Raw genomic sequence first — 12,174 nt, 5'->3', positions numbered from 1 at the left:
CCATGGCTGTCGGTAAGCTGCGATTGCAAGTGCATTTGAAATCAGTCAGTTAGCGTTAGCCGCGTTCAGGCTGAAAGCGAACGACAAAGCCCTTGAGGTTCTGCTGCCGACCCAGCAGGTCACGCAGGCGATCAGCCTCTGCACGCTCGATCAACGGACCGACAAACACCCGGTTCTTGCCATCGGCGGTACGGATGTAGGCATTGTAACCCTGGCTACGCAGGGTTTTCTGCAAGCTTTCGGCGCTTTCACGGCTCGACAGGCTGGCCAACTGCACCGACCAACTGACCGACAGGCCATTGGCATCGACGCGACTCTGGCTGGTGTCAGGCTTGCTCGGCGCCGCGGCGATCGGTTGCGCCGGCGCTGCTACCGGTTTGGGCGCAGGCGGTGGCGTTACCGGTTTAGCGACAACCGGGGCTGGTGCGATGGGGGCAACCGGCTTGGGCGGTGCTTGTTCGGCAGTAATCTCTTCATCACTTGGAACCGGCTCCTGCGGCAACGCTTGCGGCTCCGGCACCACCACGGGCTCGATCTGCACCTGCGGCATTGCCGGGGCTTGAGGTGCAGCCGGGGCATGAACCACCACCTGACGCTGCTCATCTTCCCGGGAAAACAGCATTGGCAAGAAAATCACCGCCAATGCCACCAGAACCAGAGCCCCAACCATCCGCTGCTTGTACGCGTTATCCAGCAAAGCCATGTGCAGCTTCCTCCGTGGAGCGCCGAGCCAACCATTCGAGGGCCTCGGCAACACAATAAAATGATCCGAACAGCAGAATTTCATCTTCCGCCGTTGCCAGCGCGCACTGCCCTTCCAGGGCATCGGCGACACTTGCATAGGATGTTACCGACGCCCCAAGGTTCTGCAACGCAACCTGCAAATCCGCAACCGGACGTGCGCGCGCAGAATCGAGCGGGGCGACAGCCCAATGCTGGACACTACCACTCAATTCGCCGACAACTCCATCGAGATCCTTGTCAGCCAACAAACCAAATACTGCCAACCGTCGACCCGCTATTGGCCGGCGAACCAAACGCTGGGCCAGATACTCGGCCGCATGCGGGTTATGACCCACATCCAGCATCAGGTTCAGGCGCTTGCCGTGCCAGTTGAACTGGCGGCGATCCAGACGCCCGACCACTTTCGTTGCTTTCAACGCAGCGAGAATTTGCTCGGCCTGCCATGGCAAACCCAGCAGCGCATAAGCCTGCAACGCCAGCGCGGCGTTCTCCATCGGCAGATCGAGCAGCGGCAAGTCGTGCAGCTCTATCGCACGCCCTTGGGGATCGACGCCCCGCCACTGCCAGTTCTGCTCGGTAACGCCCAAATCGAAATCACGCCCCCGCAAGAAGAACGGGCAATTGAGCTCGCGCACTTTATCCAGCAGGGGTTGAGGCGGATTGAGGTCACCACAGAGCGCAGGCGCGCCCTGACGGAAAATGCCGGCCTTTTCGAAGGCCACGGATTCGCGGGTATTGCCGAGGTAATCTGCGTGATCGACGCCAATACTGGTGACCAGTGCGACATCGGCATCCACCAGATTGACGGTATCCAGGCGTCCGCCGAGGCCGACTTCCAGCACCACCGCATCCAGACCTGCACGCTGAAACAACCAGAACGCCGCCAGAGTGCCCACTTCAAAGTAGGTCAGGGAAATTTCACCGCGCCCGGCGTCGACTGCCGCAAAGGCTTCGCACAACTGCGCATCAGTGGCTTCGACGCCATTGATCTGCACCCGCTCGTTGTAACGCAGCAGGTGCGGAGAATTGTAGACACCGACCGTGAGTCCCTGCGCCCGCAGCAATGATGCCACGAACGCACAGGTAGACCCTTTGCCGTTGGTGCCGGTGACCGTGATCACCCGAGGCGCTGGCTTGCCCAATCCCATCCGGGAGGCTACCTCTTGCGAGCGCGCAAGCCCCATATCGATGGCTGACGGATGCAACTGCTCAAGGTAGGCGAGCCAGTCGCCAAGGGTACGTTCGGTCATAGGTTTGCAGGCACCGGCGGAACCACGATTGGCTCGACGGGCGCAGCCACGAACTCAGGCGTCGGCAGACCCATCAGTTGTGCCAGCAGGTTACCCAGACGCGGACGCAACTCCTGACGCGCAATGATCATGTCGATCGCGCCGTGCTCCAGCAGGAATTCGCTGCGCTGGAAGCCTTCCGGCAGTTTTTCACGCACGGTCTGCTCGATAACGCGCGGACCGGCGAAGCCGATCAGGGCTTTTGGCTCACCGACAATCACGTCGCCGAGCATCGCCAGACTGGCGGAAACACCGCCGTAGACCGGGTCGGTCAGCACGGAGATGAATGGAATGCCTTCTTCGCGCAGACGCGCCAGTACCGCGGAGGTCTTGGCCATTTGCATCAGCGAGATCAGCGCTTCCTGCATCCGCGCACCGCCGGAAGCGGCGAAGCAGATCATCGGGCAACGATTTTCCAGCGCGTAGTTGGCCGCACGCACGAAGCGCTCGCCAACGATCGCGCCCATCGAACCGCCCATGAAGGAGAATTCGAACGCCGACACCACAACCGGCATGCCCAGCAGGGTACCGCTCATGGAGATCAGTGCGTCTTTTTCGCCGGTCTGCTTCTGCGCAGCGGTCAGGCGATCCTTGTACTTCTTGCCGTCGCGGAACTTCAGACGGTCAACCGGCTCCAGGTCAGCGCCCAGTTCGGCACGGCCTTCGGCGTCAAGGAAGATGTCGATCCGTGCACGTGCGCCGATGCGCATGTGGTGGTTGCACTTGGGGCAAACATCCAGGGTCTTTTCCAGCTCTGGACGATACAACACCGCCTCGCAGGACGGGCACTTGTGCCACAGGCCTTCAGGCACCGAGCTTTTCTTCACCTCGGAACGCATGATCGAAGGGATCAGTTTGTCTACTAACCAGTTGCTCATGCTTTCTTTCTCCAGTACCGGCGGCTCGAACGCTCTGGTTCGCAGCCCCGCGTATGCCCTTGAGCTAAATTCATGTGTGCGGCGATGATCGGTGGACAGCCGGGTCAGCAAGACTGACCTTCGTACAACCCAACAACCCTCAGCCATGCCTGCCTTATGCAGTACACCTGTTTCGTAACAGTGCAATGGACGGCGGCAGACTGCCAGCCGTCACATCGACTACACGCTAGTGCGCACTGCCTGTATAAACGCGCGAATCTTCGCGTGATCCTTGATGCCCTTGCTCTGCTCTACCCCACCGCTGACGTCCACCGCGTACGGGTGAACCCGGGCAATGGCCTCGGCGACATTAGCCGCCGACAGCCCGCCTGCAAGGATGATCGGCTTGCTCAAACCTTGCGGTATCAATGACCAGTCAAAGGCCTCGCCGGTTCCACCGGGAACACCTTCGACATAGGTATCGAGCAAAATGCCGCTGGCTTTAGCGTAAAGATCGCAACTGGCAGCGATGTCGTCGCCCGCCTTGACCCGCAATGCCTTGATGTACGGTCGATGGTAACCCTCGCAATCGGCCGGGGTTTCGTCGCCGTGGAACTGCAACAGGTCCAGCGGCACCGCGTCGAGAATCTCACCGAGTTCGCAGCGGCTGGCGTTGACGAACAAGCCCACCGTGGTCACGAATGGCGGCAACGCGGCGATGATCGCGCGGGCCTGCTGCACCGTTACCGCTCGCGGGCTTTTGGCATAGAACACCAAACCGATTGCGTCCGCCCCGGCTTCAACCGCTGCCAACGCATCTTCAATGCGGGTAATCCCACAAATTTTGCTGCGAACGGCTGACATGTCGTTTGAACCTCAGGGCAAATCCGGGAAAGTCCCGGATGGTAGCAAATGCATTCGAGGGCGTCAGCCGTCAAGTTCCGAGAAGCCGGTCAGGAAGTGCGGACCGATGTAACGCTCGGGCAACTCGAACTCGTCGCGGTACTCGACCTGCACCAGGTACAGCCCGAATGGATGGGCCGTGACGCCACCGGTACGGCGGACCCGGCTTTCCAGCACTTCTTTGGCCCACTCCACCGGACGCTCACCGGCACCGATGGTCATCAGCACGCCGGCGATATTGCGCACCATGTGATGCAGGAACGCACTGGCGCGGATATCCAGCACGATCATCTTGCCGTGCCGGGTGACGCGCAGGTGATGGATTTCCTTGATCGGCGACTTGGCCTGGCACTGTCCGGCGCGGAAAGCGCTGAAGTCGTGGGTACCGATCAGATGTTGCGCCGCCTCGGCCATGCGCTGGACATCCAGCGGCCGGTGATTCCAGGTGACCTCTTCGTTGAGGTGCGCCGGACGGATCTGATCGTTGTAGATCACATACCGATAACGCCGGGCAATCGCCTTGAAACGCGCATGAAAGTGCGCGGGCATGACCTTGGCCCAACTGACACTGATGTCATGGGGCAAGTTGATGTTGGCGCCCATGACCCAGGCCTTCAACGAGCGGTCGACCTGGGTATCGAAATGCACCACCTGGCCACAGGCATGCACGCCGGCGTCGGTGCGACCCGCGCAGTGCAAGGACACCGGCGAGTCCGCGACCTTCGACAGCGCCGTTTCGAGGATTTCCTGCACGGTGGCCACACCGGACGCCTGACGCTGCCAGCCGCGATAGCGCGAGCCTTTGTATTCAACGCCCAACGCGATCCGGAAAAAGCCGTCGGCCGCCATTTCGGCGGCCGGGTTATCTATATTTGCCAAGGAATGACAGCCTGCTGATCTACGCAAAGGCGTGCATTATAAGGCCGCAGGGCCGGGACGCCATGTTCATGGTGTTTTTTGTTCGGGCCCCAATAAGCGATTTGACATTTGCATGCGCCGCCCGCAGTTTCGCTATATAGATAACCACATAACGAAAACCATAAACCTGACGAGACCCGACACATGAGCGCCATGCAAAAGGAAGCCGTTGGATTGGCCTACAGCCTGGAGGGAATGCTCCACGCCAAACGCAAGACCTGGGAGGCCATCGAAGAAATGGCTCGCCGGATAAAGCCCGGCATGCTCGAGTCCGAAGCCCTGCAGATGGGGCTTGAAGTACTGACCGAGCTGGGCATGGACCGCATCTGGCACCCGACCAAGATCCGCTTCGGCGAGAACACCCTGAAAACCTTCAAGCAGCCTTCCAGCGGCGATCCGGTGCTGGGCGAAAACGATATTTTCTTCATTGATCTCGGTGTCGTGTGGGATCGCCACGAAGGCGACTGCGGCGCCACGTTCACCACCGGCAACGACCCTGAAATGCAGGCCTGTGCAGCGGCCGCAAAAACCCTGTTCGATCAGGTCCACGACTATTGGCGAACCCATCAGGTCGCCGGCCCCGAACTGTATCGCTACGCAGAAGAACAGGCGCGCGAAATGGGCTGGGTGTTGAACCTGGACATCAAGGGTCACAGGGTCAGCGATTTCCCCCACGCAATCTATCGCGCAGGGGATCTGGGCAATTTCGACGCCTGCCCGAATGTGGGACTGTGGATCCTCGAAATCCAGCTGGCCCACTCCACCCGACCATTCGGTGCGTTTTACGAAGACTTGCTGGCTTAAGGTGATGCACTTGTGGCGAGGGAGCTTGCTCCCGCTCGATTGCGAAGCAGTCGTAAAGCCTTCTGGCGAGGAGTACCTGAAAGAATGCGATTGCAGATTTCGGGGTCGCTTCGCAACCCGGCGGGAGCAAGCTCCCTCGCCACGGGTTATGTGACCAATCCCTAAACCCCCGAAACAAAAACGGCAGCCTCGATGGGCTGCCGTTTTCATTATGCGTTACCGGTCATCAGGCCATACGCGCCAACATGTCCTTGGCTTCGCTCTTCTGACCGTCATTACCCTCGCTGAGCACCTCACCGAGGATGTCCCGCGCGCCATCGTTGTCACCCATGTCGATGTAAGCCTGCGCCAGGTCCAGCTTGGTCGCAACTTCGTCAGTGCCCGAGAGGAAATCGAAATCGGGCTCACCCATCTCCATCTCCATCCCCGCCGCCGCATCTTCAGCGGTGAAGCTTGGCGCAGCGATAGGCGGATGCTCCAGGCTACCGGACAAACGATCCAGCTCGGCATTGACGTCGTCCAGTTCGGACATGAAGTCGTCCGGCTCAGGCTTGGCGTGAGCATCGATTTCATCTGCCAGGGACAGATCGAAATCGGCCGGCAACTCCAGATCATCAAGCGCCGCTTCTGTGACTGCCGGCGACTCGACTACTGGCAGGTCTTTCAGATCGTCGTCGAGGTTGAGCAGGAACTCGTCATCGGCCAGCGTTGCATCCGGCACGTCGCCACCCAGATCAAGGTCGAAATCCGACAGGTCATCCAGGCTGTCCTTGGCTTCGGTCTGCTGTTGCAGAACAGATTCGAAGCTCAGATCGTCATCGAGCGGAAAAGCGTCCAGATCCAGCGCCGGCTCCGGCGTCTCTGGCGTAACGACCGTTGGCGATGCGGCCTCCAGATCGTCCAGACTCAGATCGAAGGCGCTGTCGAAGTCATCATCGGCCGGTGCAGCTTCAGGCTCCGGCGCCTTGGGCTCCTCATGCAGCAGGTCCTTGACGTACTGCGCATCCAGCTCGGCGGCAACCGCTGCGGCGGCGATGCCGCCAACAGCTGCCACGGCAACCATCGCCGGAAAGCGGCTTTTCAGCTGTTCAACGTCAGCATGATTTTTGCCATTGGCAACCAGCTGACGCTCTTGCGCCACGAACGCACTGCGATCGCCCTGCTGGCCGTAGACTTCCATCAGCTTCAAGCGCAGGTCGCTGCGTTGCGGCTCTTGCTTGACACCCTCTTCAAGCAGGCTGGCAGCCTGATTCAAACGCCCGGCATTGATGTGCGACTGGGCTTGCGCCAGGACATCGTCCGAACGCTCGGCCGCCGGCGCGACCAATGGTGCAGCAATCGGCGGCGTCACTACCACCGGCGCCACGACTGGAGCTGGAGCTGGAGCTGGAGGCGTTGCAAGCTTGACGACTGGCGGCGGCACTTCGAGGCCTTCGAAGCTGCTTTCCGGCAGATCGAAGTCTTGCGTCAAGTCCGACTCTTCAGCCAGTGCCTTCGCCATGCGCTTGTGCTTCTCGGCTTCCTGTTGAGCCTTGCGCCGACGCGCCAGCAACAACAGCAGCAACAGCACCACCACCGCACCGCCACCCACCAGACCCAGGAGTATCGGATTGGTCAGCAGTTCGTTGTACTTTTGCTCGTCGCTCGCTGCCGGGGTTGCCTGAATCGGCGCTTCGGCAGGCACTGCGGCCGGCGTTGCCTCTGGGACTACCGCGGGTGCAGGCGCCGCCGCTGGCTGGGCAACCAGATCAGCCGAGATCGGCGCCGAAGGTTGAGCAGCAGAGTTTTCCCCCGCGCCTTCTGCCTGCATCTTGGCCAATTGATTATTTTTCAGCTCGATCAAGCGCTGGAGTTTGTCCATCTGACTCTGCAAGTCAGTTATGCGGCTTTTCAGCTCGGCATTGTCACGACGAGTCGTATCGAGGCCTTCCTGGGCTACCGCCAGCTTATTGCTGATGGCCTTGCTATCGCCCGCGGCACCTTTACCACCTTTCTTGCCGGATTCGGCCGAGACCAGGCTCAACTTGTCCTTGACAGTGCCTTGCGGCGAGACCACATCATGCCCACGCTTGGTTGCATCAAGCTGTTGCGCCTGCGCCCGGTGAACCGAGCGACGCCCCTGACGCCAGGCCGTGTTCTGCGCGGCGACTTCGGCAATGGCTTTAGGCTGCGGCAAGCTGGTGCTTTGTGTGGCGTCCGGCAGGCGCAAGACCTGACCGGTTTTCAGTCGATTGATGTTGCCATCGATAAAGGCGTTCGGGTTCAGCGCCTGAATCGCCAGCATGGTTTGCTGGATCGAGCCGCCATTGCGTGCTTTCGCGGCGATTTCCCACAAGGTGTCGCGCGGCGTCGTGACGTGCTGCTTAGGCTTGCTCGCGCCAGTCACTGGCGCGTTGATCGCCGGCGCTTGAGCCGGTGCGGATTGCGCAGCAGCGTCAGCCGTCTGCGGCGAGAATTTGGACGGATCGAGCAGTACGCTGTAGTCGCGCAGCAGTCGGCCGCTTGGCCACATCACCTGAACCAGGAATTTCACCATCGGCTCGGAGAGTGGCTGACTTGAAGTCACCCGCAGGATGCTTTTACCGCTGGCATTGAGCACTGGCGTGAATGTCAGGTCGTTGAGGAACGCCTGACGATCAACCCCGGCCTTGGCAAAATCATCGGCCGACGCCAGGCTCGGCACCACTTCGGCAGCGGTGAGGTCCTTGACGTCGAGCAACTCGATTTCTGCCACCAGGGGCTGGTTCAGGGTCGACTTCAGGGTCAATTCCCCAAGCCCGAGGGCATGCGCCATACCGGAGGACAGCGCCGAGGCGGCCGCTATTGCTAACACCAGTTTGCGAACTTGAACCATAGCCTCATCCTTTGTTGAACTTTCCTCGGCAAGCGAGAAGGTGTTGATACCGCTGCCGTAAGGCATTGCGCGCAGCCTCGAAGAGTCTCTGCGCGCGCTTATTTCACTGATGCCCTTGGAAGCCCCTGATGGCGGCTCGCCTCCAGCATTCAGGCCTTGCGGCCTGTACGACTAGAATCTATTTGCAAATTGTTGCCAAGTATCTTTTACACAAGGTCTTTTATCAACAACTCAGCCACCTGCACCGCATTGAGTGCAGCGCCTTTGCGTACGTTATCTGACGTCAGCCACACGTTAAGTTCCGCCGGATCGTCGATACCGCTGCGAACCCGACCGACGTAGACCACGTCCTGCCCTACCGCATCGCCCACCGGCGTCGGGTAATCGCCCGCCTCGACCAGCTCGACACCCGGCGCCGCCTCAAGCGCAGCATTCACCGCCGCCAGGTCGACAGCCTTGGCTGACTGCAAGGTCACGCTAAAGCTATCGCCGAAAAACACCGGGGCTTGAATGCAAGTGACAGAAATCTTTAATAAAGGCTGCGCCATGACCTCGCGCAGCTCTCGAACCAGGCGTTTTTCCAGCAGCGTATGGCCCTGAGCATCCGGCGTGCCGACTTGTGCCAGCAGGTTGAAGGCCATTTGCCGATCAAAGAAACGCGGCTCCAGCGGGCGAACATTCAGCAGCTCTGCTGTCTGCCGTGCCAGCTCGCTGACTGCTTCGCGCCCCTGAGCGGAAACGGCCAGGCTGGCAGTGACGGTCACTCGCTGCAGGTCGAGCAATTCGCGCAATGGCGCCAGCACCACGGCCAGGGTGGTGGCCGATGCACTTGGACTGCTTACCTGAAACGGCTTTTTCAAACCGGCCAGCACTTGGCTGTTAGCTTCCGGCACCACCTGCGGCGCCTGTTCCGCCGGCAAGGCGCCGGACAAATCGATCAGCGCGCAACCGGCGGCCGTGGCACGCGGCGCAAAACTCAGGGTGACCGCAGGACCGGCGGCGAAGAACACCAGCTGGACCTTGCTGAAATCAAATTCGTCGACTTCCCGCACCCGTACGTTCTTGCCGCGAAACGGCACCGAATGCCCTGCTGATTCACTGCTGGCCAGCAGGTGCAGGTTGGCAACCGGGAAGTCGCGCTCTTCAAGGATCTGGACGAGTGTTTCGCCGACAGTACCGGTGGCGCCGACGACGGCAATATCAAAGGACTGGCTCATGGATCTACCTCAGGCGAAACGGGGGGAGCGGCACTTTACCGGGCGCATTGAATGCAGGCAATTGATAGGCGATACCTGTAGCAGCTGGCGAAGCCTGCGTTCGAGGACAAAGTCCTCGCCTATGCGATCGCGCCGATCATTCTGGAGAACTGCGCACTCAGATTTTACGACTGCTGCGCAGCCGAACGCAGCCTTCGGCAGCTGCTACGGGAACTGATCGGCCCCAAAATAAAAAGCCCGCGCCTCTTTCAAGGCGCGGGCTTTTTCATTACATCAGCGAATCAACGCTCCAGCAGAATCCGCAGCATGCGACGCAGCGGTTCGGCCGCGCCCCACAGCAGTTGGTCGCCGACGGTGAAAGCACCGACGAACTGCGAACCCATGTTCAGCTTGCGCAGACGGCCAACCGGTACGTTCAGGGTGCCGGTGACCTTGGTCGGGCTCAGCTCTTGCATACTGATTTCGCGCTGGTTCGGCACCAGCTTGACCCATGGGTTGTGCTGGCTGATCAGCCCTTCGATATCGGCGATCGGCACGTCTTTGTTCAGCTTGATGGTCAGCGCCTGGCTGTGGCAACGCATGGCGCCGATGCGCACGCAGATGCCATCCACCGGGATCGGGCTCTTGAAGCGACCGAGAATCTTGTTGGTCTCGGCCTGGGCCTTCCACTCTTCGCGGCTCTGACCGTTCGGCAGCTCTTTGTCGATCCACGGGATCAGGCTGCCGGCCAATGGCACGCCGAAGTTTTCAGTCGGGTACGCATCGCTGCGCATCGCTTCGGCGACACGACGGTCGATGTCGAGGATGGCGCTGGCCGGATCGGCCAGTTGATCGGCGACAGCGCCGTGGGTCACACCCATTTGCTTGATCAGTTCACGCATGTGCTGCGCGCCGCCACCGGAGGCCGCCTGATAGGTCATGGCACTCATCCACTCCACCAGACCGGCTTCGAACAGACCGCCCAGGCCCATCAGCATCAGGCTGACGGTGCAGTTGCCGCCGATGTAGTTCTTGGTGCCCGCGTCGAGTTGCTGGTCGATGACCTTGCGGTTCACCGGGTCCAGAACGATTACCGCGTCATCCTGCATGCGCAGGCTGGAAGCGGCGTCGATCCAGTAACCCTGCCAACCGGCTTCGCGCAGTTTCGGGAAGACTTCGCTGGTGTAGTCGCCACCCTGGCAGGTCAGAATCACGTCGAGGGTTTTCAGCTCTTCAATGCTGTAAGCGTCCTTGAGCGGAGCAATATCCTTACCCACGGACGGGCCTTGGCCACCCACATTGGAAGTGGTGAAAAACACCGGCTCAATAAGATCGAAATCCTGCTCTTCCAGCATCCGCTGCATGAGCACGGAACCGACCATACCGCGCCAACCGATCAGACCTACACGTTTCATCGCAACTACACCTTTTACAAAAAGTGGGCTCGCTTGCCGACATCAGCGACAAGCGGGGCCAGAGAGATTACAGATTCCGCAGCGCTGCGACTACTGCGTCGCCCATTTCCTGCGTACCTACTTTCACGCAACCCGGCGACCAGATGTCACCTGTGCGCAGCCCTTGGTCCAACACCAGGCTGACGGCCTTTTCGATAGCGTCTGCGGCCACCAGCTGGTTGAAGCTGTAACGCAGCATCATCGACACCGACAGAATCGTCGCCAACGGGTTGGCGATGCCTTTACCGGCGATGTCCGGCGCCGAACCGTGGCACGGCTCGTACATGCCTTTATTGTTGGCATCCAGCGAGGCCGACGGCAACATGCCGATGGAACCGGTGAGCATCGAGGCTTCGTCGGACAGGATATCGCCGAACAGGTTATCGGTGACGATCACGTCGAACTGCTTCGGTGCACGCACCAGCTGCATGGCGGCGTTGTCGACGTACATGTGGCTCAGCTCGACATCCGGGTAGTCCTTGGCCACTTGCTCGACGATTTCGCGCCACAGCTGGCTGGACGCCAGAACGTTGGCCTTGTCGACCGAGCAGAGCTTCTTGCCGCGTACGCGCGCCATGTCGAAACCGACGCGGGCGATACGGCGGATTTCACTTTCGCTGTATGGCAGGGTGTCATACGCCTGACGCTCGCCATTCTCCAACTCGCGCACACCACGCGGTGCGCCAAAGTAGATACCGCCGGTCAGTTCACGGACGATCAGAATGTCCAGGCCCGCGACGATTTCGGCTTTCAGGCTCGACGCTTCAGCCAGTTGCGGGTACAGGATCGCCGGGCGCAGGTTGCCGAACAGGCCCAGTTGCGCACGAATCTTCAACAAGCCGCGCTCTGGACGAATGTCACGCTCGATGGTGTCCCATTTCGGACCGCCCACCGCACCCAGCAGCACCGCATCGGCAGCACGCGCGCGGGCCAGGGTTTCGTCGGCCAACGGCACGCCGTGCTTGTCGATGGCCGCGCCGCCGATCACGTCGTGGCTCAGCTCGAAATCCAGTGCGAACTTGTCGTTGGCCAGTTCCAGCACCTTGACCGCTTCGGTCATGATTTCCGGGCCAATACCGTCACCTGGGAGAATCAGAATCTGCTTGCTCATGCGTTCCTCATGTCATCAGTCGGCGCGCTCATGGGCGCGCCCGG

At 60.5% G+C, this 12,174-nt stretch carries 10 protein-coding genes; 1 reads left to right on the top strand and 9 read right to left on the bottom strand.

Annotated elements, in window-relative coordinates:
• Positions 1-55 precede the first annotated feature (55 nt).
• The 5 genes from AABM55_RS10835 to truA form a co-directional block, all read right to left on the bottom strand.
• A complete protein-coding gene (locus tag AABM55_RS10835) occupies positions 56-703 on the bottom strand; it encodes an SPOR domain-containing protein (protein WP_347929540.1) in 648 nt (215 codons plus the stop codon).
• Complete coding sequence (folC, locus tag AABM55_RS10830; protein WP_347929539.1) at positions 687-1,994, bottom strand: bifunctional tetrahydrofolate synthase/dihydrofolate synthase; 1,308 nt, start codon at positions 1,992-1,994, stop codon at positions 687-689. Before folC ends, AABM55_RS10835 begins: the two co-directional genes overlap by 17 nt.
• Positions 1,991-2,911 (bottom strand): acetyl-CoA carboxylase, carboxyltransferase subunit beta, encoded by a 921-nt coding sequence (accD, locus tag AABM55_RS10825; RefSeq protein ID WP_054596628.1) that lies wholly within the window; start codon positions 2,909-2,911, stop codon positions 1,991-1,993. Before accD ends, folC begins: the two co-directional genes overlap by 4 nt.
• A 219-nt stretch (positions 2,912-3,130) precedes the next feature.
• The gene (locus tag AABM55_RS10820) at positions 3,131-3,754 is read right to left on the bottom strand and encodes a phosphoribosylanthranilate isomerase (RefSeq protein WP_054596627.1); all 624 of its coding nucleotides are present in this window, start codon (positions 3,752-3,754) and stop codon (positions 3,131-3,133) included.
• 63 nt (positions 3,755-3,817) lie between these two features.
• Positions 3,818-4,672 carry a tRNA pseudouridine(38-40) synthase TruA gene (gene truA, locus AABM55_RS10815; protein ID WP_347929538.1) on the bottom strand — a complete coding sequence of 285 codons (855 nt, stop codon included), beginning with the start codon at positions 4,670-4,672 and terminating at the stop codon, positions 3,818-3,820.
• A gap of 183 nt (positions 4,673-4,855) precedes the next feature.
• Here truA and AABM55_RS10810 point away from each other — a divergent pair, with 183 nt between their 5' ends.
• Positions 4,856-5,515, top strand: a complete 660-nt coding sequence (locus tag AABM55_RS10810; protein WP_347929537.1) for a M24 family metallopeptidase — start codon at positions 4,856-4,858, stop codon at positions 5,513-5,515.
• A 226-nt stretch (positions 5,516-5,741) separates the two neighbouring features.
• Here AABM55_RS10810 and AABM55_RS10805 read toward each other — a convergent pair whose 3' ends face one another.
• From AABM55_RS10805 to leuB, 4 genes are all read right to left on the bottom strand, one after another.
• Positions 5,742-8,369 (bottom strand): FimV/HubP family polar landmark protein, encoded by a 2,628-nt coding sequence (locus tag AABM55_RS10805; protein WP_347929536.1) that lies wholly within the window; start codon positions 8,367-8,369, stop codon positions 5,742-5,744.
• A gap of 206 nt (positions 8,370-8,575) precedes the next feature.
• Positions 8,576-9,586 (bottom strand): aspartate-semialdehyde dehydrogenase, encoded by a 1,011-nt coding sequence (locus AABM55_RS10800; protein WP_054596623.1) that lies wholly within the window; start codon positions 9,584-9,586, stop codon positions 8,576-8,578.
• Positions 9,587-9,867: 281 nt separating this feature from the next.
• Positions 9,868-10,980 (bottom strand): aspartate-semialdehyde dehydrogenase, encoded by a 1,113-nt coding sequence (gene asd, locus AABM55_RS10795; RefSeq protein ID WP_019692674.1) that lies wholly within the window; start codon positions 10,978-10,980, stop codon positions 9,868-9,870.
• A gap of 67 nt (positions 10,981-11,047) precedes the next feature.
• Entirely contained in the window at positions 11,048-12,130 is a 1,083-nt protein-coding gene (gene leuB / locus AABM55_RS10790; protein ID WP_054596621.1) for a 3-isopropylmalate dehydrogenase, read from the bottom strand.
• Positions 12,131-12,174: the final 44 nt, after the last annotated feature.

Source organism: Pseudomonas helvetica, from assembly GCF_039908645.1.
Taxonomy (GTDB): domain Bacteria; phylum Pseudomonadota; class Gammaproteobacteria; order Pseudomonadales; family Pseudomonadaceae; genus Aquipseudomonas; species Aquipseudomonas helvetica.
This window is presented reverse-complemented; position numbering and strand designations above follow the sequence as displayed.

Coding starts and splice junctions, on each gene's coding strand:
- AABM55_RS10805 (WP_347929536.1), bottom strand. CDS start 8,369: ATGGTTCAAGTTCGCAAACTGGTGTTAGCAATAGCGGCCGCCTCGGCG.
- leuB (WP_054596621.1), bottom strand. CDS start 12,130: ATGAGCAAGCAGATTCTGATTCTCCCAGGTGACGGTATTGGCCCGGAA.
- AABM55_RS10800 (WP_054596623.1), bottom strand. CDS start 9,586: ATGAGCCAGTCCTTTGATATTGCCGTCGTCGGCGCCACCGGTACTGTC.
- AABM55_RS10810 (WP_347929537.1), top strand. CDS start 4,856: ATGAGCGCCATGCAAAAGGAAGCCGTTGGATTGGCCTACAGCCTGGAG.
- accD (WP_054596628.1), bottom strand. CDS start 2,911: ATGAGCAACTGGTTAGTAGACAAACTGATCCCTTCGATCATGCGTTCC.
- AABM55_RS10820 (WP_054596627.1), bottom strand. CDS start 3,754: ATGTCAGCCGTTCGCAGCAAAATTTGTGGGATTACCCGCATTGAAGAT.
- asd (WP_019692674.1), bottom strand. CDS start 10,980: ATGAAACGTGTAGGTCTGATCGGTTGGCGCGGTATGGTCGGTTCCGTG.
- AABM55_RS10835 (WP_347929540.1), bottom strand. CDS start 703: ATGGCTTTGCTGGATAACGCGTACAAGCAGCGGATGGTTGGGGCTCTG.
- folC (WP_347929539.1), bottom strand. CDS start 1,994: ATGACCGAACGTACCCTTGGCGACTGGCTCGCCTACCTTGAGCAGTTG.